General features: G+C 44.0%; 20 protein-coding genes. 14 read left to right on the forward strand and 6 right to left on the reverse strand.

What is annotated here, in order from left to right:
- Window positions 1–105: 105 nt before the first annotated feature.
- From rbsC to rbsD, 3 genes are read right to left on the reverse strand one after another with little or no spacing between them, the layout of a single operon-like run.
- Window positions 106–1092: a ribose ABC transporter permease gene (rbsC, locus tag FIV04_RS21330; RefSeq protein ID WP_032552359.1), complete on the reverse strand. Its 987-nt coding sequence runs from the start codon at window positions 1090–1092 to the stop codon at window positions 106–108.
- Window positions 1089–2594 carry a ribose ABC transporter ATP-binding protein RbsA gene (gene rbsA / locus FIV04_RS21335; RefSeq protein ID WP_150869752.1) on the reverse strand — a complete coding sequence of 502 codons (1506 nt, stop codon included), beginning with the start codon at window positions 2592–2594 and terminating at the stop codon, window positions 1089–1091. The genes rbsC and rbsA overlap by 4 nt, the downstream gene beginning before the upstream one ends.
- Before the next feature lie 38 nt (window positions 2595–2632).
- Complete coding sequence (rbsD, locus tag FIV04_RS21340) at window positions 2633–3052, reverse strand: D-ribose pyranase (RefSeq protein WP_032552361.1); 420 nt, start codon at window positions 3050–3052, stop codon at window positions 2633–2635.
- 451 nt (window positions 3053–3503) lie between these two features.
- Here rbsD and FIV04_RS21345 point away from each other — a divergent pair, with 451 nt between their 5' ends.
- Both FIV04_RS21345 and FIV04_RS21350 read left to right on the forward strand, forming a co-directional pair.
- Window positions 3504–4085, forward strand: a complete 582-nt coding sequence (locus FIV04_RS21345) for an outer membrane beta-barrel protein (RefSeq protein ID WP_152470451.1) — start codon at window positions 3504–3506, stop codon at window positions 4083–4085.
- A gap of 44 nt (window positions 4086–4129) precedes the next feature.
- Window positions 4130–4489, forward strand: a complete 360-nt coding sequence (locus FIV04_RS21350) for a hypothetical protein (RefSeq protein WP_172974298.1) — start codon at window positions 4130–4132, stop codon at window positions 4487–4489.
- Between the two features lie 6 nt (window positions 4490–4495).
- Here the strand turns inward: FIV04_RS21350 and FIV04_RS21355 are convergent, their stop codons facing one another.
- Window positions 4496–5482 (reverse strand): winged helix-turn-helix domain-containing protein, encoded by a 987-nt coding sequence (locus FIV04_RS21355; protein ID WP_152470453.1) that lies wholly within the window; start codon window positions 5480–5482, stop codon window positions 4496–4498.
- Between the two features lie 346 nt (window positions 5483–5828).
- Here FIV04_RS21355 and FIV04_RS21360 point away from each other — a divergent pair, with 346 nt between their 5' ends.
- The gene (locus FIV04_RS21360) at window positions 5829–6407 is read left to right on the forward strand and encodes a porin family protein (protein WP_152470454.1); all 579 of its coding nucleotides are present in this window, start codon (window positions 5829–5831) and stop codon (window positions 6405–6407) included.
- A gap of 83 nt (window positions 6408–6490) precedes the next feature.
- Here the strand turns inward: FIV04_RS21360 and FIV04_RS21365 are convergent, their stop codons facing one another.
- A complete protein-coding gene (locus FIV04_RS21365) occupies window positions 6491–7540 on the reverse strand; it encodes an endonuclease/exonuclease/phosphatase family protein (RefSeq protein WP_152470455.1) in 1050 nt (349 codons plus the stop codon).
- A gap of 97 nt (window positions 7541–7637) precedes the next feature.
- Entirely contained in the window at window positions 7638–8210 is a 573-nt protein-coding gene (locus FIV04_RS21370) for a GGDEF domain-containing protein (RefSeq protein WP_216651673.1), read from the reverse strand.
- Between the two features lie 805 nt (window positions 8211–9015).
- Here FIV04_RS21370 and FIV04_RS21375 point away from each other — a divergent pair.
- From FIV04_RS21375 to FIV04_RS21425, 11 genes are all read left to right on the forward strand, one after another.
- Window positions 9016–10899, forward strand: a complete 1884-nt coding sequence (locus FIV04_RS21375; RefSeq protein ID WP_152470457.1) for an extracellular solute-binding protein — start codon at window positions 9016–9018, stop codon at window positions 10897–10899.
- 8 nt (window positions 10900–10907) lie between these two features.
- Window positions 10908–11996, forward strand: a complete 1089-nt coding sequence (locus FIV04_RS21380; RefSeq protein WP_032552367.1) for a microcin C ABC transporter permease YejB — start codon at window positions 10908–10910, stop codon at window positions 11994–11996.
- A 13-nt stretch (window positions 11997–12009) separates the two neighbouring features.
- Entirely contained in the window at window positions 12010–13035 is a 1026-nt protein-coding gene (locus FIV04_RS21385) for an ABC transporter permease (RefSeq protein WP_032552369.1), read from the forward strand.
- An 8-nt stretch (window positions 13036–13043) separates the two neighbouring features.
- A complete protein-coding gene (gene yejF, locus FIV04_RS21390) occupies window positions 13044–14642 on the forward strand; it encodes a microcin C ABC transporter ATP-binding protein YejF (RefSeq protein ID WP_152470458.1) in 1599 nt (532 codons plus the stop codon).
- A gap of 373 nt (window positions 14643–15015) precedes the next feature.
- The gene (locus tag FIV04_RS21395) at window positions 15016–16041 is read left to right on the forward strand and encodes an ABC transporter permease subunit (RefSeq protein ID WP_032552373.1); all 1026 of its coding nucleotides are present in this window, start codon (window positions 15016–15018) and stop codon (window positions 16039–16041) included.
- Between the two features lie 17 nt (window positions 16042–16058).
- The gene (locus tag FIV04_RS21400; RefSeq protein WP_152470687.1) at window positions 16059–17102 is read left to right on the forward strand and encodes an ABC transporter permease; all 1044 of its coding nucleotides are present in this window, start codon (window positions 16059–16061) and stop codon (window positions 17100–17102) included.
- 16 nt (window positions 17103–17118) lie between these two features.
- Complete coding sequence (locus tag FIV04_RS21405; protein WP_152470459.1) at window positions 17119–18942, forward strand: extracellular solute-binding protein; 1824 nt, start codon at window positions 17119–17121, stop codon at window positions 18940–18942.
- Window positions 18943–18955: 13 nt separating this feature from the next.
- Window positions 18956–19828 (forward strand): ABC transporter ATP-binding protein, encoded by an 873-nt coding sequence (locus FIV04_RS21410; protein ID WP_152470460.1) that lies wholly within the window; start codon window positions 18956–18958, stop codon window positions 19826–19828.
- Entirely contained in the window at window positions 19828–20661 is an 834-nt protein-coding gene (locus tag FIV04_RS21415) for an ABC transporter ATP-binding protein (protein WP_152470461.1), read from the forward strand. The genes FIV04_RS21410 and FIV04_RS21415 overlap by 1 nt, the downstream gene beginning before the upstream one ends.
- A 34-nt stretch (window positions 20662–20695) precedes the next feature.
- Window positions 20696–21535 carry a hypothetical protein gene (locus FIV04_RS21420; protein WP_152470462.1) on the forward strand — a complete coding sequence of 280 codons (840 nt, stop codon included), beginning with the start codon at window positions 20696–20698 and terminating at the stop codon, window positions 21533–21535.
- Between the two features lie 68 nt (window positions 21536–21603).
- Window positions 21604–25539: a zinc-dependent metalloprotease gene (locus FIV04_RS21425; protein ID WP_152470463.1), complete on the forward strand. Its 3936-nt coding sequence runs from the start codon at window positions 21604–21606 to the stop codon at window positions 25537–25539.
- The last annotated feature ends 70 nt before the right edge of the window (window positions 25540–25609 follow it).

The following is a 25609-nucleotide window of genomic DNA, read 5'->3' on the forward strand; positions in this document are numbered from 1 at the left end:
GTAAGTCCTTTGTGTAGGGTGAGCTAGAAGGTGAGTCCTAGCTCGTTGTTATATTATTAATTTATTAAGGTGTTACGTTGACTCAAACTAGAGTCGTTTAATGTGTCACTTGTTTTTGTTATCAACCAATACCGCCAGAAGAATAACCACTGCTTTTGCAATCATCTGGTAGTAAGAAGAAACGTCTAATAGGTTCAGTGCGTTGTTCAGGAAGCCGATAATCAGAGCACCAATCAATGTGCCCATGATGCGACCACGACCGCCGGCTAAGCTGGTACCACCAAGTACAACGGCTGCGATGGCGTCTAGTTCATAGCCCATACCTGCAGTTGGCTGTGCTGAAGAGAGACGAGAAGCAACGATGATGCCTGCTACGGCAGCAAGTAGACCACAGATGGCGTACACACCGATTTTTACTTTGTCTACGTCGATACCCGATAGGCGAGTTGCTGATTCGTTACCACCTAGTGCGTAAACGTAGCGACCAAAGCGAGTGTGGTTAAGTAGGTACCAAACAGCAGCGAATACAACTGTCATGATCCATACTGGAACTGGGATGCCCATTGCGTAGCCTGTACCAAACCAAGCAAACGCGTCTGCTGTGTCAGTAAAGCCAGTAGAAATTGGACGACCATCGGTGTAAACCATGGTCACACCACGTAGAAGCGTCATGGTTACTAGGGTTGCGATGAAGGCTTGAACCTTACCTTTCGCGATGATCACACCACTGATTGCACCTAGCGCAGCACCTGCTACTAATGCCGTTGGGACTGCAACCATCACAGGAACTTCCATGCCAATCATACTGGCTGCGAACGCACCACAAAGTGCAAGTACCGAACCGACGCTCAGGTCGATGCCGGCAGTCAGAATAACCAGTGTCATACCTACCGCGATGATGGCGTTAACCGATGTTTGGCGTAGGATGTTGAGGATGTTGTCGACTGTAAAAAAGTTTGGGTTTAAGAAAGAAACAACGACAATCAGAAAGATCAAAGCGATCAGTGATTTTTGTTCAATCAGCCACTCTTTGCTCAGTAGAGACTTCTTTGCTGGTGTTTCAGTTGTTTTGCTCATGGTATTAGTACTCATGCTGCGTCCTCGTTGATCTTTTTACCGACCGCACATGCCAGTAATAATTCTTGGTTTGCTTCTTTAGCGTCAAATTCGCCACTCACGCGGCCTTCATGCATCACCATGATGCGGTCACTCATTCCCAAAACTTCCGGCATTTCAGAAGAGACAAGGATGATGCTCATTCCGTCAGCCTTAAATTTGTTGATAAGCTGGTAAATCTCTTTTTTCGCACCGACATCGACACCACGGGTTGGCTCGTCGAGAATCAGAACTTTAGGTTTGGTCATCAAGCCTTTAGCGATGGCCACTTTCTGCTGGTTACCACCAGATAGGTTGCCAATGATTTGTTCGCGAGTAGGGGTCTTGATGTTGAATAGTTTGATGAAGTCATCCACTGCGATTACTTCGTCTTTGTGTTGGATTTGCGCGCCTTTGGTTAGGATGTCTAGAGAGCAAAGAGACATGTTCTCTTTCACCGACAGACCAAGCACTAGGCCATCACCTTTACGATCTTCAGAGATATAAGCGATGCCATTAGCCAAGCCGTCTCTTGGACTTGCTGGGTTAATGGTTTTGTTATCTAGGTTAATGACGCCGCGTTCGCTCGGTAGGGCACCGTAGATGACTTTCATTAGTTCAGTGCGTCCTGCACCCATCAAACCAGACACGCCAAGGATTTCGCCGCGTTTTAGCGTGAAGCTAACGTCGTGTACACCAGAGCCTGTTAAGCCAATAACCTCTAAACAAGTCTCACCGTGAGTTGGTTCGATACGTGGGTATTGTTCGTCTAGCTTACGGCCTACCATCATTTCGATAAGGCCATCTTCATTGGTGTCTTTCACTTCACATTGACCAATGAATTTGCCATCACGCAGTACGGTAATGTCATCACAAATCTCGAAGATCTCTTTCAGTCGGTGAGAGATGTAAACAATGCCACAGCCTTCATCACGCAATTCGTTAATCACTTTGAAAAGAGATTCGGTTTCCGTATCAGTAAGGGCATCAGTTGGTTCATCCATGATGATGACCTTAGATTCAAACGATAGGGCTTTCGCGATCTCTACCATCTGTTGCTCACCAAGGCTTAGCTCGCCCAGTGGTGTTTTAGAACTGTGTTTTACGTTTAGGCGTTTCAGTAGTTTGTCGGCTTCTTGGTACATTTCGTTCCATAGAATTCGACCCAACGTTCCAGTGATTTCACGACCTAGAAAGATGTTTTCCGCAATCGTCAGTTCAGGAATCAGGTTTAATTCTTGGTGAATAATACTTATACCCGCTTGCTGAGAATCGCGTGGGCCTTTAAATGCCGCTGGCTGACCTTGGTAGTGAATGGTGCCACCATCAAGGTGGTAGATACCCGTCAACACTTTCATTAAGGTCGATTTACCTGCGCCGTTTTCGCCCATTAGCGCCATAACGCGTCCTGGGTAAACGTTGAGGCTCGCTTTATCCAAGGCTTTTACACCAGGGAAAGCTTTCTCAATTGAGTTAAGTTCTAAAATGGCTTGAGTCATGTGGTTTCCTTTACTCGGGGCCAGGTTGTTTGGTTCGCTTAAAAAGTTACGCCAGCTTGAAAGATGACATTTGCATAGGGCGTACATTCGCCCGTGCGTATTACAGCGCGACTCTCATTGGTGCGTTGTTTGAATTCTTCATGGCTTACGTAGTTAATCGCGATAGTTTTGCCGCAACGTGCTTCTTCCGTTTTGAGTTGGTCAATCAGCACCGCGTGATGTTCTGGACTTACTTGCGCAAACTCTTCGGCAATAACCACGCCTTCGATTTGAGATTCATCAAGCATGGTTTTTACGGTTTGTGCAAAGCTTGGTACGCCATGTGTAAGCGCTAAATCGATACGGCGCACGTGATCGGGGATCGGCAGGCCCGCATCACAGATAGTGATTTCATCAGTGTGACCTAGAGTCGCCACAAGATAAGAAAGATCGGAATTAATTAGAGTACTTTTTTTCATAACACTACCTATTGGGCAATTTTTCGATGTCGGAACAGAGACAAGAAAACGCCATCGAAACGTTTCGATAAGAATAATAGTGTTTGAATGATGAAATGCACGAATCATTCAGAAAGAGTGTGATAACGATCATCGAAACGTTTCGATGGCGCCGAAAAGATTGAATTGGATCACGTAAGTGATAGTTGTATCAGTATGGGGTAGGGTTAGTTGATGGTGAAAGATTAGGTCAATTCTCATGCCCTAATATGTTTGAATCACTTTATTTCGAGTCGGGCTGAAAGAGCAGTATAGAAAAGTCTAAAAGAATATAAATGATTAAACTTCATATGGTTATGATCGATCTCTTATTAAAAATAGAGTTGGTTATAAAACGGTGTGCTCGTCGTTTATTTTTTTGAAGGCTTTGTTGGTAGGTTGCAGCGCTTACTTAATCAACTAGGAGCTCTTTATGAAAACTCAATTCCTGCTTGCTGCAAGCTTACTATCACTCAATGTTCACGCTTCTGATTCACCGTTTTACTTAGGCGTTGGTGTGGGAGAGACTGATTTCGATGATGGCGGGTGGGCTGAAAAAGAGTCGGACCCAATTTGGTCAGAGACTGACGGTCAGACATATAAAGTGTATGGCGGCTTTAAATTAAATCAAAATATCGGCTTTGAAGGGCAGTATACCAATTATGCTGATACGGTTTACCGATCGCCAAAGCATGCAGGAAAGGTAACTGCTGCACTCGCAAGTTATTCATTGGCAGCTAATGTAGGTTATCAGTTCAATATTGGTATTCGACCATTTGTCACTGTAGGTCTAGGTATGGTGGACCTACAAGCCACGTCACCTGGCGGCGGTTCGAATGACGAACAGGAAGCATTAATGAGATTAGGTGCTGGTGTTGAATACACTCACCCTGCTTTACGCCAGGTGACTTTTAGACTCGCTTATGAGAAGGATGAGTTTGATATTACATACCGTGGAGTGACTGAGTCATACAGTGTGGCGAGTACTTACCTTGGCGCAAGCTTTAACTTCTGAGAGAGTATATTGATACTATGAACAACAGGATGTGGCGCTTATCTGTGATTAGCGCATTAAGTTTATTGTCGTTTGGTCTATCTGCTTCCTCGTTAAGCGTTAAGTTGATTAATGATGAGAACAGGTTGGATTTAAACATCGAAGTTCATCAAATGAATACTTGGCAGGCTACGGCAAAAAGCGACTGTACTTATTACAGTAAAGTAACCGAAAACTACTCTGATCGAGATAAAACGTTTGTTAGCGGCTATCTCTTACAAGCAAGGTTGAGCTGTGTGCATGGCGAGCATAATAGTGATTATTATTTGTTACCCGAATTGTTTCTCGGCAAAAACGGAAAAGCGGCTGTCTCATTTGGAGATGATGACAGCGTGACTTTTCATTATGAGGTGAGTTTGTCGTGATAGCTTCTAATAGGCGCACAATGACATACTGTTCTTAATCATGGTATTTATTGCAGGGACTAGCTCATTTTGGCTCAAGGACGAGTGGCTATATTTCAAATCATCCAGATCACCAAGGTCAAAAATTTGCGCGTTCAAGCTGTAATGATTTGCGTACGTTGTCGACTCATCAAACTTAATCAACAAAGAGACTGGGCATTCCGTCTGCAATAGCTCATTTGCGTAAATAGCGTTGTTTAAAATCTGCAAAGCCAAGAGGTACTCCGACTCATCATTGACGTAAAGCGTCTTATTGTTGTTGGTTAACTTTTCAAAATGCTGCTGATCTAAATTACTTCTGTCCTTGGCGTGTATCATTGAACAATAAGCAGTAACGGCGAGTAAGCCGAATGCCATCAACAAGCCTAGCACCTGAAGAAAACCAGGCCCTTGAGAATGAGTTAGGTAGCAATTGTGGCTATCTATTTTTGAACCTATTTGTGTAGAACGTATTAACCCAAGCAAAAACTGAGTGAAGTTACTTTGGTTTTGCACAGGCAAACGAACGGATTCGTTTTGAGTCGTAGAGACCTGATGTGGGTTCCCATGAGTGACAATGTCACACTGTGCTTGTATTAGTTCTTTTTGATGCTTTGTATTTGTATCTTCTGTATTGAATTTTTTTAACAAAGTGGGGTGCTTGGGTTCAGTAATGCAAAAACGGTAACCGACTTTATTCACAGTTAGCACTTCAACACCTTCCGCCCTCAAACGTAGCAGTGTTTGCCTGATGTTTGAGATGACATTTGTTAAGGCTTGATCTGAAACGATACAACCTGTCCAACATTGTGCGAACAGTTCATCTCTAGACACTGCAAGCCCATCATTTTTAATTAGCACTTGAAGCACGTCATAAGCAAGAGGGCGCAGCGTGACTTGTTTTCCATCTTGATTGGCGATGGTTTTGTTTTTGGTGTTAATTACCAAGTTAGAGATGATTTGTATGTGCTTCATAGTGTTTGCGCTTCGATTTGTGTTAGGTGGTTTTGTGTCCAATCTTTTTTCTTGGCGCTAATTATGCCTTGCGAAGATAAACCGAATGTAAACGGATGTAAGTGGTGTTGATTTGATTTTATTTTTGTTTAGGCGTGTGTGTGATTGATGTGTGAAGATGTTATTTCTCTAAAAATCAGTGCGTTATAGTGTTTGTTTCTTATCGTTATAAAGTCATGATGGTTTTGTTTATTTTTCCTGACCAGCCGCAATTAATCTTCTCTGCAATTCGGAACTACCCGAAATGAATTCGTGCTTGCCTTAAAGGCAGCCAAACATATGCAGTGATAATCAAGGTTAAAAAGCAATGAACAAAAAACTAGTTCTTGGCGCAGTTCTAATGTCAGGTCTTTCTTTTAATTCTATGGCAGCAATGGATAGGGGATGGTATGTAGGCGGCGGTTTGGGAGACAGCGATATAACGTCCGATACAAAAGCAACCGACGTTTTGGACGCTGAAGACTTGACTGTCCGTGCTATAACAGGATTTAAGTTCAACCGAGTTTCATCTATCGAGTTTCAATATACGAATTACGGTGAAATTAAAGGCAAAGGAACTAACGAGACTAAGATGGAGCCAACAGCTTTATCTATTGCCGGTAATATTGGATATACATTTGATAATGGCCTTCGCCCATTCGGTCTGATCGGATTAACTTATATTGATCTAGATAGCAATATCCAGAATTTTGATGATAAAGGTGAGGCAGTTAGGTTTGGTTTAGGTGTTGAGTTCATGCCTCGCCAGTTAAAAGATTTGTCGGTTAGAGTGGCTTACGAGTCAGATACGTTTGATATCCAGCATCGTTACAATAACGGCACAACCCAAAAAGCGGACACAGTCACTATTAATTCTTTTTATGCAGCGGTGAGCTACCACTTTTAATTGCTGAACTTATGTTAAGCCTCGTTGGGGAACAGGCTAGCCGCGACTTTTATCGCGGCTTTTTCGTATCTGGTATTTAGCGATTAAAACGATCGGATATGCGCAGTCACGCTCACTACACCATGATCAGTACTAAATTGGTCGACTTCAAAGCTGGGGTTAATCAGATGCTGGTCTTGCACCTGATAGTTGGTGATCTCCATGATGCTAGAAGAGTTTTGGCAATCAAATTCATTAGAAAGCAGGATGTAGTCGAGCACTGAACCACTCGCTCCATAATAGTGAGTCGGTGGACGCTGAACCAATAGATCTTCTTGATGAAGCTGATGATAGAGCTCCCAGCTATCGCGCAAGCGAAAGTATTTCAACCAGTGCTGGCTCTCTTCATTTCTGTTGAGTGAATCGTTGAGTAACCCTTTAAACTCATCGCTGGTGAGTGGTTTATTGAAATCCCCCATTAACACAACAGGACGCTCGAATTGATGACGTTGTCGTGTGATGTATTCGTGCAATACTTGTACTTCTAGCCCTCTCTGTACGCTTGAAAGCCACCACCCAAGTCCTTCTTGGTGGAATTGAGTCAAGGTTTCGCTATGAACTGGTGTTTTCAAGGACGCGTTTTGTAGCTCTGTATCTGAGCTCTCAGCCTGAATAGGGCGCTGAGATTTAAAATGGACCACATAACAATCCGTTAAGCCAAGATGAGGGAGTTCAATCGTTGCGTGGACAGGCAAGCGATTAAATCTAAATTCCTTTAAAAGCTCTATATTGAACTGCTTTTGAAATTGCAAAGATAGGGAAACTGCGCGAGTTTCCTTGATCGGATAACGTGATGCAATGGCAACAACGGGATCTCTAAACAGGTAATCACTCTCGACATTGGGTTTATCGACAACACTAAAAAAAGGGTATCCGAGCTCATTGACTAGTGCCTCAAGCGAAGCCGGGCTGAACACCTCTTGAAAGCCAATAATGTCACTGTCGGCCTCTTTAATGGCATTCTTTATCCACCCTTGTTTCTTAGACCACTCCTCAAAGCTATAGATATTCTCAAAATCATAGTAAGCGTTGGGTGGCTCAAGGTAGTTGAAAAGGTTGAATGTCGTAATAGTTAGGTGACTCGGTGTGTTCAAAGCAGGTTCCTGAAAGTCAGACGCTGTAACAAAGCGTGATTACTCTATTCAGTATACGTCATCTCGTTTTGAGGTATTGCTATATGTGGGATTATTTTTATCGAGCAAAATGCAGCACGTTATCCATTTTACCATCGATATCGAGGCAGCAATGGTGAGTGTCATTTGATGCCGAGCGAGTTTTTGCTCTGGCGAGCTGGGCTCGAGTTCGCTTTAAAACTTGTTCTAGAGTGAGATCCGAATCAGGAACGTAACTACTTGCTCCCGCTGTGAGTGTGACTGGGATTTCAGAAGCATTATCAAACAGCTCAACCAGTCGGCTAAACACATTACGTGCTTCCTTAAGGGAAGTGTTGGGTAAGAGGATGAAAAACTCATCATCGTCACGGGCAATAGTTTCGGTTTTTCTTAGTTGTTCTATGCAAACAGAAGCGAATTGTTGTAAGACAGCGTCTCCAACTTGAAAGCCATGTTTGTGGTTAATGGTATTGAGTTGGTTAATATCGAAATGAACAACAGTTAAAGGCTGACAGGTTCGATCGCACAATGCGATTGCTCGGTCGAGCTCCTCTAAAAAGACGGCGTAACTGTAGACGTTGGTCAGTTCGTCTTTAAAGCTGGTGGCTTGGCGCAGTTTTTCAAGTTGATGGTTGAGTTCCAAGTCTCTCAAGATGTGTTCGTCTACTGTGAGCCACTTTTCAAAATCTCTAATTAGCCTTGCTGAGTCAATGTGGTGAGTATGAAGTGAGTGTTTGAGTTGGGACAGTAAATTGGCTTTTACCGCTAGGCCACATAACAGGAATTCGGCCACCGTAACGTGATGGGCGTTTAACTCAGTAACAAGCCGAACATGATAATTGAAATTTTTTTGAGTGTAACTGCAAGTTAACCAGGTCTGTATATGATGCTTAATAGCGTTGCAAAGAGGACCATGCGACAGACAGCTATGCACTTCAGGATGGGAAAATCGGGTTTTAGTCCTCAATTGATGAAGGTATCTATCTGAGAATTCTGAGTGATTTATGCTCAGTTGAGCTAGATGATGAGAGAGAGTTTGAACTTGTTCGGTGGTTAGGTTGACTAACTCAAAGTAACGCTCAATGTTGCGTTGATTGATTGTCATTCCTTCCCGCTGTAGGTTCATATTACCCTCTAAGTGCATTTGTGTACGGTAAAATTAGCATAGTATTCGGAGGTGGAAGAGTAAAGGATACGCAGAGAAATAAAATCAATCACTTACATAATTTGAACTTCCTTACATTTTAAGAGAAAAGAAATGTAAGCGCAGGTAGCGTTTTTACTAGGGTAGGGTTCTTTAGGGTTTTACTCGAGAAAAGTCTGTTTCGACGCACTAAGTGTTTTATTAGTTATTACATGGCGTTAGATTTTTCTCTATACTTATTTTTATTATCGTGTGTCCAACTTGTGGCGTATTCAATCACACTATTTATTTTATCATTTGCAGGGAGAGTCAAATGGGAACAGATTGCCGAGTTAATCCAATTAAACGGTCGACATTTTTTCGCTTAACCCACCGCTCACGCGCACTAGCACTGCCTCTCATGGCGCTCTTACCTATCTCTTCATTTGCTTCTGAAGGTGGCGTTCAAGTCATCGAAACGACCCAGTTAGTTGGGTTTGGTGAAGCCAAGTATCCAGCTGATTTCAAACACTTCGATTATGTAAACCCAGATGCGCCTAAGCAAGGTAAAATTACCTATGGGGCTATCGGTACATTCGACAGTTTTAACCGCTTTGGATCGCGTGGTGTATCAGCAAGTTACAGTGGTGAACTTTACGATACCTTGATGTTTTCACCATCGGATGAAATAGATGCGTATTACCCGCTTATCGCTTCAAAGGTGCGCTACGCTAGTGACTTTTCATGGCTAGAAATAGACATTAATCCGAATGCGCGTTTCCATGACGGTAAACCAATCACTGCGCACGATGTCGCGTTTACTTTCGATAAGTTTTCAGAAGAGGGTGTCCCTCAATATCGCGTTTACTACAAAGACATTAAATCCGTTACCGCTGTTTCTGATTTAGTGGTCCGAATTGAGATGGAAACGCCAAATCGTGAGAAGCTGTTCAGTTTTGCGCAAAGCACTCGTGTGTTGCCAAAGCATTACTGGCAAGACAAGAAGCTCTCTGAACCTTTGAGTGAACCGCCTGTAGGCAGTGGTCCTTATAAGGTGATCAATTATAAGTCTGGCCAAAGTGTCACTTACGGATTAGACGAGAATTACTGGGCTGCAGATTTACCTGTCAATGTTGGTCGCAACAACTTCGAGCGTGTCCAATACGATTACTATCGTGACGATACGGTAATGCTAGAAGCCTTTAAAGCGGGTGAATTTGATTTCCGTATGGAGAACTCCGCTAAGTTTTGGGCAAACTCTTACACAGGTAGCAACTTTGATAAGGGCTACATCGTAAAAGAAGAGATCGCTCACGAGCGTCCAGAATCGGCACAAGGCTTTGTGTTCAACACTCAATCAGATGTGTTTAAAGATCCTAAGGTTCGTGAGGCATTAACTTATGCGATGGATTTTGAGTGGATGAACAAGAACATGTTCTACAACCAATACGATCGCACTCGAAGCTACTTCCAAAACACAGAGTATGAAGCAATAGGCTTGCCGTCTGATGCAGAAGTGGCGGTACTTTCTGAATTCAAAGACCAAATTCCTCCACGAGTATTTACTGAAGAGTTCCAACCACCAGTCACTGATGGCAGCGGCCGTATCCGTACCCAAATGAGAACAGCCTTTAAGCTTCTTAAAGAGGCGGGTTGGGTGCTGAAAAACAAAGTGATGACCAACGAGAAAACGGGGCAGACACTCTCTTTCGAATTGCTTATCTATAGCCCGACCACTGAGCGTATTTCTATCCCACTTCAGAAAAACCTGAAACGAATGGGTATTGATATGAAGATCCGAACGGTTGATACGACCCAATACATCAAGCGCTTACGTGATCGTGATTTTGATATGGTCTCTTCGGCATATTCAGCGAACGCTTATCCAAGCCCGAACTTGATGATTGCGTGGAACTCGAACTACATTGACTCGACTTACAACACGGCTGGTGTTATCGATCCGGTGATCGACTCTTTGACTGAACAAATATCTAAGAGCCAACAAGATCCTGAAAAACTGCTTACGTTAGGTCGAGCGCTTGACCGTGTACTACAGTGGAATTTCTACACCATTCCTCAGTGGCACTTAGGTAAGTACCGTGTTGCGATGTGGGATAAGTTTGAGCGTCCTGATACCTTGCCAAAATATGACCTTGGTGTTGATACGTGGTGGATTTCGCAAGATAAAGCGAAGTTACTACCTGAAAAACGTCGTTAGGGAGTCTCATGGCTGCGTATATATTTAGACGTTTATTGCTGGTGATCCCCACATTGTGGGCGATCATCACCATCAACTTTTTTATCATTCAGATCGCGCCCGGTGGCCCTGTAGAACAAGCTGTAGCTCAGTTGGAAGGCCACAACTCTGGCATCATGGAGCGCTTCTCTGGCGGTGGCCAAGAAGTCGACTTGAGCGATTCAGAACAAGCTTCTTCGAGTGGCTACAAGGGCTCACGCGGTTTAGACCCCGAAGTCGTTGAAGAGATCAAAAAGCAGTTTGGTTTCGACAAGCCGATTCATGTCCGCTATTTCGATATGTTGAAAAACTACGCCACCTTTAATTTTGGTGAAAGCCTATTTAAAGGAGGCAATGTTATCGATTTGATTGTCGAGCGCTTGCCTGTCTCTATCTCATTAGGGTTGTGGAGTACGTTGATCATTTACATCATATCGATTCCGCTGGGTATTATGAAAGCCATCCATCACGGCTCTCGGTTTGATATCTGGTCGAGTGCGGTGGTGATTGTCGGCTATGCGGTTCCGGGTTTCTTGTTTGCGATCATTCTTATCATCCTGTTCGCAAGCGGTAACTACTTTAGTTGGTTCCCATTGCGTGGGTTAGTCTCCAGCAATTTTGACCAGCTCAATTGGTATCAGCAAATCATCGACTATTTCTGGCACTTGGCGTTACCAATCTTTGCGATGGTAATTGGTGGCTTCGCAACATTAAGTATGCTGACCAAGAACTCTTTCCTTGATGAGATAAACAAGCAATACGTTGTCACGGCTCGCGCCAAAGGACTCGACGAAAACAGTATCCTATACCGACATGTTTTCCGTAATGCGATGCTCATTATTATCGCTGGTTTCCCGAGTGCGTTTATTAGTATCTTCTTTACTGGCTCAATGCTGATAGAGGTAATGTTTTCTCTAGAGGGGATAGGGCTGCTTGGTTTCGAGTCGACAATTCAACGAGATTACCCTGTGGTATTTAGCTCTCTCTATATTATGACTCTGCTTGGGCTCGTTCTCAGCATTATCTCCGATCTTACCTATACCTGGGTTGATCCTCGAATCGACTTTGAAGCGCGTTAATGGTGAATTCTAAATGAAGTTTAAAAACCCTTTAGCAGAAGCAAGATGGTTACGCTTTAAAGCGAATAAACGCGGTTTTATCTCTTTGTGGATCTTTTCCATTCTGTTTGTGTTGAGCTTGTTTGCTGAGATTATCGCTAACGATAAACCGCTATTAGTTTCGTACGACGACCAATGGTTCTTTCCGGTTGCGACTGAATATGCAGAAACAGAGTTCGGTGGTGAGTTCGAAACCGAAGCGGATTACAAAGACCCTTATGTCATAGAACTGATTGAAGAGAAAGGCTACATGATCTGGCCTGTGATTCGCTTTAGCTACGACACTATTAACTTTGAAATTTCTGGGGCGGTCCCATCTCAGCCAGATTCAGTTAACTGGTTGGGGACGGATGATAAAGGGCGCGACGTATTAGCGCGGATCATTTACGGTTTTAGAATTTCGGTGTTGTTTGGTTTTGTACTTACTATAGTGTCGAGTGCTATCGGTGTGGCTGTTGGTGCTACGCAGGGTTACTACGGTGGTTGGGTTGATCTGTTTGGGCAGCGCTTTATTGAAGTGTGGTCGGGGATGCCGACACTGTTCTTACTGATCATCCTTTCAAGCTTTATTGAGCCTAACTTCTGGTGGTTGCTCGGCATTATGGTGCTGTTTAGTTGGATGAGTTTAGTCGGGATTGTGCGAGCGGAGTTCTTACGTTGCCGTAATTTTGATTATGTTAGAGCAGCTCAAGCTATGGGCGTTGAAGATAAGCGAATCATGCTGCGTCACATGTTACCCAATGCGATGGTAGCATCGTTAACCATGATGCCATTCATTTTATCTGGATCAGTGACTACGCTGACGTCACTTGATTTCCTAGGTTTTGGTCTGCCTGCTGGGTCACCTTCTTTAGGTGAGTTACTTGCTCAGGGCAAGGCTAACCTCCAAGCACCGTGGCTTGGTATTTCCGCGTTTGTTGTACTATCGCTGATGCTGACACTGTTAGTGTTTGTTGGTGAAGCGGTTCGCGACGCATTTGACCCACATCAGCAGAGGTAACAATAACAATGAATAATACTGTTCTGACTATTGAAAACCTCTCTGTTGGTTTCGGTCGTAAAAATACCATTGAACAAGTCACTCACAATGTCTCCTTGTCGATAAATAAAGGGGAAACATTAGCCTTGGTGGGCGAAAGTGGTTCTGGAAAGTCGGTGACTGCTAACTCAGTATTGAAGCTACTACCAAAAGGTTCATCTCACTATCTAACTGGGCGTGTGAACTTTTCTGGCACCGATATCCTTAGCTGTTCTGAACGTCAGCTGAGAGGTATTCGTGGTGGTCGCATTGGCATGATCTTCCAAGAGCCTATGGTGTCACTGAACCCACTGCATAAAGTGGGTAAACAGCTGGTGGAGACTCTAGCGATTCACCGTGGAATGCGAACCAATAAAGCGCAAGCCTTAGCTGTTGAATGGCTTTCTAAGGTTGGTATTCGTAACCCAGAGCAGAAGATAAACGCATACCCTCATGAACTCTCAGGCGGGGAACGTCAAAGGGTAATGATCGCGATGGCTCTGATTAATGAGCCTGAGTTACTAATTGCTGACGAACCAACGACGGCATTGGACGTGTCGGTACAAGCCCAGATACTGGACTTGCTCAAAGACCTTCAACAAGAGCTTGGTATGGCGATGCTGTTTATTACTCACGATTTGAGTATCGTACGCAAAATTGCTGACCGTGTTGCTGTTATGAAAGATGGTGAGTTAGTTGAAGAAGGTGAATGCGTTTCGCTGTTTAGTACACCAAAGCATCCGTATACCAAAAAGCTGATAGATTCTGATCCTAAAGGTTTGCCTGTCCCTGTTACAGCTGATGCAAGTTCACTACTTAATGTTGAACAGCTCAAAGTGTGGTTCCCAATCACAGGTGGTTTGTTTAAACGCACCATCTCGCACGTGAAGGCGGTAACCGATATGCAGTTTGACCTAAAGCAGGGGCACTCAATTGGGTTGGTTGGAGAGAGTGGCTCGGGCAAATCGACGACAGGTATGGCGATTCTGAAGCTGGTCGAAAGTGAGGGTTCAATTCAATACGATGGCAATCAAATCCAAGGGTTGAATCGTCAAGATATGCTGCCGTATCGAAGTCGAATGCAGGTAGTGTTTCAAGATCCGTTCTCAGCACTGAACCCGCGTATGTCGGTCGCGCAAGTAATAGGTGAGGGCTTACGAGTGCATCAAGAACTGGATGAAGCTGAACTTGACCAGCGCATTTGTGACGTAATGAAGGAAGTCGATTTAGACCCTGAAACGCGCCATCGCTACCCGAATGAATTTTCAGGAGGGCAGAGGCAGCGGATCGCGATCGCACGAGCCTTGGTACTCAAGCCAGAGTTTATTTTACTGGATGAGCCGACGTCCTCTTTGGATAGAACAGTTCAAGCGCAAGTATTGGAGCTTCTGAAATCGCTACAGGAAAAGTATCAGCTGACTTATCTTTTCATCAGTCATGATTTGAACGTAGTCAAATCACTTTGTCACTATACCATTGTGATGAAGGCCGGGGAGGTGATTGAAAAGGGCGAGACGGAACGGCTTTTTTCTAACCCTCGACATGAATACACCCAGCAATTGGTTTCTTTGTCTAATGTAGGCTCGTAAACACAACTCATTTGTCGCTTTTGTCCATTAAGCCCGATATTTAAGATATCGGGCTTTTTCGTTTCTTCATTTCCAACACTTTCAATTACTTAGGTCACCGACTCACTAACTGAAAACCAATCAAGCTAACTGATACATAAGTTAGTTTTGTAGCTGACTGCGCAATTCTCAAATTCTCTGTTTGTAGCTAAACAAAATGCAAACGTTTGGTTTGAGTTTTTAATCTAGTATAAGTGTTTGATCTTATGTATTTTTATTCCTGTTTTCATTGCGCCGTTTGTAACCTTTTGTACACGAATGTAACCATTTGACTACTTTTTATCATTAATTATATTGATGCTCAGTTGTTATAAATGGAGTTTGGCTAAATAAAATGGTTGCATATTTATTGAAGCGTTTCGCGTTAGTTGTACCGACGTTTCTAGGGATCACAATACTCATCTTCGCGATTACCCGCTTTGTGCCGGGTGGTCCGGTGGAGCGCATGCTAGCTAATATGCAGCCACAAGGTGATGGCGCTTCGGCGAGCGCTGTAGTGGGCCAAAACTCCGCACTCTCAGAAGAACAGTTGGCAGATCTAAATAAGTTTTACGGGTTAGATAAACCTGTAACCGAAGCTTACCTAGATTGGCTGTCACGTTTGGTTCAATTCGACTTAGGTGAATCGACTCGTTACTACGAACCAGTTACTGAGATGATCTTTGAGCGACTGCCAGTGTCTGCGATGTATGGCGGCATCACTTTCTTTATCAGTTACTTCATTTCGATCCCACTTGGCTATTACAAGGCATTGAAACACGGCAGCGTTTTTGACTCCGCTTCGTCAATCATGATTTTTGTTGGATACGCATTACCAGGCTACGTAGTGGGTGTTCTGCTTATCACTTTGTTTAGCTACCACTTAGAGTGGTTCCCTATGGGTGGGTTTGTCGATGATGATTTTGATGATTTCACCACACTCTCAGAGCAGGTGACAGACATCCTCTGGCATGCAGTGCTGCCTCTAATTTGTTACTTAATTGGTGATTTCGCCACATTAACCATGACCATGAAAAATAACCTGATGGAGAACCTTTCATCGGATTACATTCGAACGGCGATTGCTAAAGGTCTGCCATTTAGACAAGCCATTCGTAAGCATGCGCTTCGCAATAGCTTGATTCCGATTGCGAGCCATTTTGGTAACTCACTACTGTTTTTCATGACTGGCTCATTCTTGATTGAAGTGATCTTCGATATCAATGGCATCGGTCTGCTAGGTTACGAATCTATTGTAGAGCGAGATTATCCGGTGGTGATGGGTATTGTTGCGATTAACGCATTGGTACTGCTACTTGGCAATATTTTATCTGATGTGTGCGTTGCGCTTGTCGATCCTCGTGTGAAGTTTGGAGCGTAATCATGTCTGGATTAAATATGTTCACTATTAACCCGTTAACCAGAAAACAAATCAAGCGCTTCAAAGAGATCAAGCGTGGCTACTGGTCACTTATGTTGTTGTCGACACTATTGATTTTGTCTCTGTGTGCAGAAGTGCTGATCAATAGCAAAGCGCTGGTTGTACGTTACCAGGGTGAGTACTTCTTCCCAATTTTTTCCGATGTGTACTCAGGTAGCACATTTGGTTTGGACTATGCGGCAGAAACTAACTATCGCGACCTGCAACAAAACTTTGAATATGAGAACAATGGCGACTTCGTGTTATTGCCATTGGTTCCTTGGAATGCATTTGAACAGGACTTTTCAGGCAACTTTCCGCCTAATGCTCCAGATTTTGAATCGCAACACTACTTAGGCACCGACGTTATTGGTCGCGATATCCTTGCCCGTTTGGTCTACGGCTTTCGAACTGCGATGGGCTTTGCTTTGCTGACAATGAGCATCGCCTACGTCATTGGTGTCACGGTTGGCTGTGCAATGGGGTTCTTTGGTGGGAAATTCGATTTAGTCGTGCAAAGGCTGATTGAAACGTGGTCAATGGTGCCGTTCCTCTACGTAATTATGATTTTGGTTTCCATAGCGCAACCCACCTTTATGCTGTTCGTCCTGATCAACGTGGCATTCAGTTGGATGGGTATTACCTGGTACATGCGAACCATGACATATAAGGAGTCAGCGCGAGAATATGTATTAGCTGCCAAAGCTTTAGGTGCTTCCACTGCAAGGATCATTTTCCACCATATCTTGCCCAATACCATGGTGATGATAGTGACGCTAGCACCTTTCACTATTGCAGCGAACATTACTGCGCTTACGGCGTTGGATTATCTAGGCCTTGGCCTTGTTCCACCGACTCCTAGCTGGGGCGAGCTGTTGCAGCAAGGGAAGTCGAACTTGGATTCACCATGGATTGTTGTGTCTGTGGTAACAGCGATTGTTTCTGTGTTGGTCATGGTGACCTTCATTGGCGAGGCCATTCGAACTGCCTTCGACCCGAAAAAATACACTCTATATAGATAGAAACAAGGAAGTAATCATGTATAGATTTGCACTTATTTCACTGCTGTTCAGTGGTTTGACTCAGGCAGCCACACTACCGAGCGACCTGCAATGGCAGAGCAACTGGCAAGACCCTGTTTTTGCGTCGGACGAGGCTAAACGTGGCGGAACTCTGCGTAGTTACATGTTGAGCTTTCCACAAACTCTTCGCTCTGTCGGCCCTGACGCGAACTCGGGTATTCGCTTTTACATTATGGATGGCACGCCAAAGCTTGCTCAGCGTCACCCAAATACGGGCAAGTGGATCCCTCAACTTGCTGATGAGTGGGCGTTTTCGGATGACTACAAAACGGCTTACTTTAAGTTGAATCCAAAAGCCAAATGGTCTGACGGTGAAGCGGTGACGGCAGATGATTACCTGTTCATGCTGACGTACTACCGTTCTAAGGACATTATTGACCCTTGGTACAACGATTTCTTCAGAAACAGTATCGAAAGTGTCGAGAAGTTCGATGACTACACAATCTCTATCACTGTCTCTGAGCCAAAGAGTAATGATGAGCTGATGGTGCTACTCAATACACCAAGTCACGGCTTGCAGCCACGTCCGCAACACTATTTTGCCAATATTAATGATCAAAACGGCGATGGTATGGATGACAACTTTGTTCGTAAATATAACTTCAAAGCTGAACCAACGACGTCGCCTTACTACATATCTAAGATCAACAAAGGTCGCAGTATCACCTTTAAACACGTTGGTGACGATTGGTGGGGATACGACAACAAGTATTACCAGAACCGTTTTAATGTCGACAAATTACGTATCAAAGTAATTCGCGATTCGGATATTGCACGTAAACACTTTGAGAAGGGTAAATTAGACACTTTTGCTATGGTTCTTCCGCAAATGTGGCATGAGAAGACGGATTCAGAACCCTTTACAAAAGGCTACATTCAAAAGTTTTGGGGCTTTAATCAAACACCACAAGGTGCGGGTGGCTTGTGGATGAATACCTCAATGCCGTTACTAAATGACATCAACGTCCGTAAAGGGATCACTTTCGCCACCGACTTCGACGGCATGATCAAGAACATACTTCGCGGTGACTACTCACGTAAGCCTCACGCTATGGGTTTCGGTCATGGTGATTACGACCTGCCAGATGCGAAAGCGCCTGCGTTTGAACCAGAGCTGGCTATTGGTTATTTCGAAGCGGCTGGCTTTACCAACATTGGCCCTGATGGTATTCGATTCAATAAAAGCGGTGAGCGTCTCAGCTTTAAGATTACTTATGGTTACAACATCTGGACTCCTCGTATTGCGTATCTCAAAGAGCAAGCCAAGCTAGCGGGTTTAGAGCTTAACCTGAACCTTGTAGATGGCTCAGCGGCATTTAAATACATCCTAGAGAAAAAGCATCAACTTGCATTTTTGAATATGGGGGGAGGTGAGCTTCCGGCATACAAAGAGTACTTCCACTCTAGTAATGCAAACCGAGTACAGACCAACAATCACACTAACTACAGTTCGCCAGAGTTGGACCGCAAGATTGAAGCATTCAAATCTGAATTTGATGCTTACAAAAAACACCAACTTTCTAAAGAGATTCAAAAAGCAATCTCAAATGCTTACGTGATTGTACCAGGCTACATGGTGCCTTATACACGCGATGCACACTGGCGTTGGGTTAAGTTTCCAAATAACCCAATGACGAAGAAAACCGGTGCGATGTTCAACATTCTAGGCACCAGTAATTTCTGGATTGATACCGAATTAAAACAACAAACTCAGTTGGCTTACAAAGAGGGCGAGACGTTCGAACCTGTCACTGTGATTGACGACCGTTACAGGCTATAGGGCGCAATATTAAATGAAGCAACAAACAGTACTAAAAGTACGCGATTTAGAGGTGGAATTCAGCACCGATGAAGGCGCAGTCAAGATCCTAAAAGGTGTCTCATTTGACGTTAAAGCAGGTAGAACCTTGGGCTTAGTGGGTGAATCGGGCAGCGGTAAAAGCGTAACATCAATGTCGATCATGGGGCTGTTACCTAAACCATACGGGCAGGTAACAGCGGGTGAGATTTGGTATCGCGAGACGGATCTGACCAAGATGGCGGAGCAGGATTTGTACCAAATGCGTGGCAACCGCATCTCAATCATCTTCCAGGATCCAATGACGGCGCTGAATCCAGTTCAAACCGTTGGCAATCAATTAGTAGAAGTACTTGATCTACACCACCGCCAGATGTCTAAGGTTGAAAAGGTGGACTACGCAATCGGCTTGCTAGAAAAAGTAAAAATTCCGATGCCTGAGCTTAGATTTCAAGAGTACCCACACAACCTTTCTGGTGGTATGAGGCAGCGAGTGATGATCGCAATGGCACTGGCTTGTAAGCCGGATGTGCTTATCTGTGATGAACCAACCACTGCGTTGGATGTGACAGTGCAAGCCTCGATCCTCAAGCTCATGAAAGAGCTTCAGGAAGAGACGGGCATGGCGATGATTTTCATTACTCATGACTTAGGTGTGGTTGCTGAGATCTGTGATGACGTTGCGGTGATGTATGACGGACGAATTGTTGAAAACGCAGATGTTTTTGAGCTTTTTGATTACCCGAAACACCCTTATACGAAGAGGTTGCTTGGCCTGATTCCCGGCTTAGATTCAGAACCCAAGCAAGCAATACAGATTGACCCTCTTGATCTGTCACTTTTTCCTGAATACCAAGGGGCATCGTAATGGCAGAAATACTTAGAATCGAAGGTTTAAAACAGTATTACCTAACGGGTAAGGGTGTCTTCAAAAAAGGTTATGTAATCAAAGCCGTCGATGGCGTTTCGTTCAGCTTAGAACAAGGTCAAACCTTAGGGCTAGTGGGCGAGTCTGGATGCGGTAAAAGCACTCTTGGGCGTACCATTCTCAAGTTGTATGAACCGACGGAAGGCAAGATCTTCTTCGAGGGTAAAGAGATCACGTCTTTGAACTCAAAGCAGATGAGACCGCTTCGCCGTGAAATGCAGATTGTCTTTCAAGATCCATTAGAGTCTTTGAATCAGAGACATACAGTCGGTGGCATCCTGGAAGAGCCTTATAAGATTCATGGTATTGGTACACCAGCAGAGCGAAAACAGTGGGTATTGGAACTACTCGACAAGATAGGTTTGCCTCACACGGCGGTAAACCGCTATCCCCATGAGTTTTCCGGTGGTCAAAGGCAGCGCATTGGCATTGCTAGAGCGATTGCGTTGAAACCGAAACTACTTATTTGTGATGAGTCAGTATCGGCGTTGGATGTATCAGTACAAGCTCAAATATTGAATTTACTCCTCAAGATACAAAAGGAGATGAATCTATCCATCATATTTATCTCACACGATTTATCGGTGGTTAAACATATTTCAGACCACGTAGCGGTAATGAAAAAAGGGAAAATTGTCGAAATGGGAACCGCAAAAGAGGTGTATTCATCACCAAAGAATGAATATACCAAGGAGTTATTATCCGCGATTCCTATTACGCACCCTTCACAAAGAATAACAAACAAAACAACTCAGGCGGCGAATAACTATTAAAAAGAGAGACGGATATAAATAGCAGAAGGATAGTATGAATAGAACAAAAGTATTGCCAATTCTATTGTTGGCATCGCCCACGCTTGTACTTGCAAATAACTTGCAGGATGAGTGGGTCGAGAGCGACGAAAAAAGCGCATGGTCAGGATATGTGAGTGTCGATTACTCGCGTAATGGTTATGAAGACAGTGCCTACTTAGCTAATCGTTCAGCTTCAGCAACGGGCGTTTTGCGCTATGCCGTTTCTGATAAATCTCGATTACAACTCGTGGTATCTGGCTATCACCAGCAAGATGGCGATGTTTATGGTACTCGTGGCCAGTTTTGGAATGACACTTCTTTGTCATGGGCTCGTAACGGACTATTTAATCCGACTGAAGGGTCCTCGGTAAGTGGTGAAATTAGGGCGATATTTCCGACGTCAGAGTCTTCTAGAAGAAATGACCTGCAGTTTGGAACACGCGTGAAACTTCGTTGGAGTGCGGCATTTGATGAGTGGTTAGAAGGTTTAACGTTGAGCAATACACTATTGCTAAGAAAGAACTTTCATGAATATAAAACCGCTGGTGGAAATCAACTGATTGAATACCGATTGAGCAACCAATTTTCCGTGGATTATGCATTTGCAGACGACTTTTATTTCAATATTTTCTTAATGCCAAGGCAGTCCTGGAATTATCACGGTAACTCACTGGATCCAACCATTTTACATGGAGAAGAAATTGGTTACCAAATGACAGAGAGTATTTCGATGTCAGTTGGTATGACAAACAGTGTAGGTTATTACAATCCAGATAAAGGGCAAAACCCGCTTAATGATCTGATTGATTTAAAAAAGATGACCTATTACGCCGTGGTTAATTATCAGTTTTAGCGAGAAAGTTAACTAATAAAAAGACATCGTAATTTAACAAACGATATAACTATAAATACAGGGATATTATGTTTAGAAAAGCAATAATTGCAGCGAGTATCGCTGCTGTACTCAGTGGGTGTGGGGCCGAGGATCGTGCCTATGATACAGTCGAAAGATCCGCAAAAGAGATGACCGTTCAATCTCTAGATACAGAATCATTGTGGATGTACATGCCTTCAACTGGTGAGGCTCCACGTTACGCGTTAACGCAGCGTGGTTTCTTCCAAGGCGACCCAAAGTTGGTCAAGCTGCGTTTTGACGAAACCAATGGTATATACGTTGAAGCGCTAGATAGCGATAAAGTAAATTCTCTGGATCCTAGTCGTTGGGACAATGAAATCAACCGTAAACCTGTACTGAAAATTCCGGGTGAATTCAGACAGTATCGTTGTGCTGAAAATGGTTACGGTGAATGTACCAACAAAGAAGAGATCAACACGGATGAGAATGTCGACTGGACAGCAGCGACACACTTTGTTCCTAAATATGAAAATATGGAGTCGCTAGCAGAAGATGCGCTTACTACCTGGTATACGGCGAGTAACGTAACAGAGAGTGCTGACGCTCGCGTTATCTCATACGAATATAACCCGGAAGAAGGCGTGATTAACGTTGAGCTAGAGCGTACATTCACTGCTGACCCCGACGATCAGTATGAGTTTGGTGGCTTAGAACAGTTGTCTTTCAAAACTCGCTTTTTCTACTCTTTAGTCAAGTTAGATAAGCTAGCGAGCTCAAATTACGAGCCCGTTTATTATCAGGGCCAAGACAGTGCGTACTACGGCTTTTTTAATGATAGTAAGGCGGTGAAAACTCACACAGGCGAAAGTGATGTTCAAGGCTCGCGCTTCGCTTACATCAACCGTTTTAACCCAAATCTAGAGTCGATCGATTACTACCTGAGCGATAGCTACTTTAAAGAGGGTAACGAAGTCTACCGTCAACTGACTATCGATACGATGAATGAGGTCAACGAGTCTCTTGAAGGCACTGGAGTGCCGCCAATTAAGATTGTTAACCCCGATGAAAAAGCGGGAATTCAATCTGGAGACTTACGTTATAACGTTTTCAATCTGATTGATGAGCCGGTAGATAATGGCTTGTTGGGTTATGGCCCATCGGCAACTAACCCACTAACGGGCGAGATCATTCATGCTCATGTTAACCAGTACTTAGGCGTTATTCGTACTACCACTCGTCGTTATTGGGATGACTTGGCGATGCGCTATAACCGTCAAGAAATCGCTAAGCTTGTACCGAAAGTGGAGAGTGAATCTGATAGTGGTGAGGCTGATGGTGACGCAGCACCTGTGGTTGCTGAGCGTACTGATGTTGATGTGTTTAACGACATGATCGCCGCTGACCGAGGCCCAGACCAATTCGTTCCACAAGTGACCGAAGGTGAGATGGAATTTGTTGGTCAAGGTAAGTTCATTAATGAACTACCAAAAGCTGACTTAAACCAACAATTTGATGTAACCAACCAAGATGCAGCGCTAAAAGCGTTTTATAAACGTCAAGATATGCTGAAACGTTTCTCTGAGCAGAATGTCTACAGTGAAGACGCAATGTGGCTAAGTACTAATGCAAAAGGTCTGATCGCTGGTATTGACTACGCTGATGGTGGTTATTTTGCTGATGCTGAACAAAACACCATGAAAAAATGGAATGAGTTGAGCTTAGAGCAGCAGAAGTTCGCAAGTGAAGCGATCTCTGAGCACATGTTTAAGTCGACTTTGATTCATGAGCTAGGCCATAACTTAGGTTTACGCCATAACTTCATGGGCTCTGTCGATAAGACGCACTTCTACACTACCGAAGAGTTAGCACAAAGTAGCCTTGGTCACCAAGGTAAACCTGCAGCATACAGCTCGATCATGGATTACGGTGCATCGATTTTTGATGAGCTGTTGGTCTTTGGTAAATACGACAAGGCAGCGCTTAAATTTGCTTACGCTCGTGAGATTGAAACCAACGAGTTTGTTGGTGAATCAGTTCGTGATAAGACCGGCGCTCAAGTTCGTAAGACATACTCATTGGCAGAGTACGACCGCCAGATGACCGAGGATTACAATGCGTATCCTACCGGTGTTATTGCTCACTTGCGTGCTAACGCAGGTACTGATGGTATCCCAGAATTAGCGAGCTACCGCTTCTGTACCGATGAACACACAACAACAAGTTTAACGTGTGATCGTTTTGATGAAGGTACATCGCTAACCGAGATTACGGAGTTCCGTATTCAGCGTTACTATGATAGTTATGAAACGGCGAACCGCCGAAATGGTCGTGATTGGTTCTCTCAATATCACCAATACGAATACTTCTGGCAACGTATGTATGAATTCCAGAAGATACGTGACATTGTAGAAAACGTGGGCGAAATCGATTTTATGTTCGCACGTTACATTGGCGCTGATACTACCAATAACAAAGGGCAGGTGTTTGAAGAGATCGCAGAGAACAACTGTTTAGATTTTCGCGGAAATCCAGTATCACTAGATAATATGTCTGCAGGTTTACGTCCTATTTGTGACACGTACAATGCAGCAAATCTGGCGGCTGACTTCTTCTTAGATGTACTCACAGCACCAGACAAAGTGTGTGAGTTGGAAGAGCTAAGTGGTGTTGAGGGGGTGCCGAACCGTTATCGCTTTGCAACACTATCTGATCTTTGGTTAACGTACCAGGGTGGCATGTCACTGAACCGCGACGTTCCGACGAGCTGTTTCGATGAGGAGCTTGTTCGACTACTTAAAAATCAAGCAAACGAAATTGTGATGCGCTCTGAGACGCGTGACGGTCATATTTGGTCAAGCTTGAAGGCAAACAACCCGTACCAAACTGCGTCTAATTCAGTTGATCTGCTGGGTGTGTGGCCGGATAAACTACTTGCTGCGCAAATGTTGGTTCGTCGCGATTCACCATATATTTCAACTGAGAACTCAAGTCTAGCGTTGATTGATCTGTCAGATAAGATAACCAAGTTGTACACACATCTGTCAGACCTAGCTGGCCGACCTGAAGCGCGTCAAGCGATCTTCGTTGATGGCAATGGTGATTATGTTGAAACCGTACTTCGTTACCAACCGAGTATGACTCAAACGATTGAAGCAGTACCTTCATACCTATGGCCAATGAAGCGTTACTTTGTGTTGGGCGGACAAGATGCCTTTGAATATTGGACTGAAGGTGCTACACAAGACACTGTGGTTCCTTATTTTGGTACGCTGTTAGCGAATTTATCTAAGTATAACCGTGCGAATGAATATGGCCTTGGTGACTCTGTTCGTGGACTGAGTGATTCAATCGCGATTAACTTAGCTAACAGTTCAACCGCTGACCCAGACGGTATTAACTTTACTTGGAAAGGGGTGAACTACTCGCTGAACTCACGTAACTCGCTTGCGAATGCTGTCGCTTCACGTGCTTTGTATCAAGATGAACAAAAAGCTCGTGTCGAGAAGCTAAATAGCGCGCCATATCCAGTTCGAAATGCGCTGTCAGTATTTAGAAACACGCGTGACCGTAATGAAGCTCGTATTATTGCGATAGGCGACAAAGACGCATTGATTGCGCTTCGCGATACGACTGGTTTCGCACGTTGGACAATGTTCGACAGAATGTTTGAAGAGTACGAAGAAGATGGCAACAAGTGTCTGCGCTTTAAGGTCGATGGTGAGTCTGATGAAGACCACATGAAGCGCAAGTGTAACTCTTTATCTCGCCTACAAACCGCTCAAAACAGTGCGATTGGTAAGTTTGAGGATGACGAGCTAGACAATATGTTTAATGTAGCGCAGATTTTTGGTGACCAAATTGTTGAGAACAATAAAAGCTCTTTCAATGCTGCTCGCAAAGAAGTGTACGACTACGACCCAGAAGAGCTAAGACTTTGGAGTTCGAACGAGTATGTGACATACCGCCGTGCTTTCGAACAGTTTCCTCGTTACACAAAGTAATTAGGAAGTAATAAACTAAGTCGTTAATTGGAGCCGGTTATTCTTTCTAGTCTAACCGGCTTTTTTATTC

The organism is Vibrio sp. THAF190c (genome assembly GCF_009363355.1).
Lineage (GTDB): Bacteria > Pseudomonadota > Gammaproteobacteria > Enterobacterales > Vibrionaceae > Vibrio > Vibrio fortis_A.

Bases quoted from the DNA above. Each gene is read 5' to 3' on its own strand.
- FIV04_RS21380 (WP_032552367.1), top strand. From the start codon at position 10,908: ATGGCTGCGTATATATTTAGACGTTTATTGCTGGTGATCCCCACATTG.
- yejF (WP_152470458.1), top strand. From the start codon at position 13,044: ATGAATAATACTGTTCTGACTATTGAAAACCTCTCTGTTGGTTTCGGT.
- FIV04_RS21355 (WP_152470453.1), bottom strand. From the start codon at position 5,482: ATGAAGCACATACAAATCATCTCTAACTTGGTAATTAACACCAAAAAC.
- rbsC (WP_032552359.1), bottom strand. From the start codon at position 1,092: ATGAGTACTAATACCATGAGCAAAACAACTGAAACACCAGCAAAGAAG.
- FIV04_RS21345 (WP_152470451.1), top strand. From the start codon at position 3,504: ATGAAAACTCAATTCCTGCTTGCTGCAAGCTTACTATCACTCAATGTT.
- FIV04_RS21410 (WP_152470460.1), top strand. From the start codon at position 18,956: ATGAAGCAACAAACAGTACTAAAAGTACGCGATTTAGAGGTGGAATTC.
- FIV04_RS21385 (WP_032552369.1), top strand. From the start codon at position 12,010: ATGAAGTTTAAAAACCCTTTAGCAGAAGCAAGATGGTTACGCTTTAAA.
- FIV04_RS21360 (WP_152470454.1), top strand. From the start codon at position 5,829: ATGAACAAAAAACTAGTTCTTGGCGCAGTTCTAATGTCAGGTCTTTCT.
- FIV04_RS21375 (WP_152470457.1), top strand. From the start codon at position 9,016: ATGGGAACAGATTGCCGAGTTAATCCAATTAAACGGTCGACATTTTTT.
- FIV04_RS21425 (WP_152470463.1), top strand. From the start codon at position 21,604: ATGTTTAGAAAAGCAATAATTGCAGCGAGTATCGCTGCTGTACTCAGT.
- FIV04_RS21395 (WP_032552373.1), top strand. From the start codon at position 15,016: ATGGTTGCATATTTATTGAAGCGTTTCGCGTTAGTTGTACCGACGTTT.
- FIV04_RS21400 (WP_152470687.1), top strand. From the start codon at position 16,059: ATGTTCACTATTAACCCGTTAACCAGAAAACAAATCAAGCGCTTCAAA.
- rbsD (WP_032552361.1), bottom strand. From the start codon at position 3,052: ATGAAAAAAAGTACTCTAATTAATTCCGATCTTTCTTATCTTGTGGCG.
- FIV04_RS21420 (WP_152470462.1), top strand. From the start codon at position 20,696: ATGAATAGAACAAAAGTATTGCCAATTCTATTGTTGGCATCGCCCACG.
- FIV04_RS21405 (WP_152470459.1), top strand. From the start codon at position 17,119: ATGTATAGATTTGCACTTATTTCACTGCTGTTCAGTGGTTTGACTCAG.
- FIV04_RS21415 (WP_152470461.1), top strand. From the start codon at position 19,828: ATGGCAGAAATACTTAGAATCGAAGGTTTAAAACAGTATTACCTAACG.
- rbsA (WP_150869752.1), bottom strand. From the start codon at position 2,594: ATGACTCAAGCCATTTTAGAACTTAACTCAATTGAGAAAGCTTTCCCT.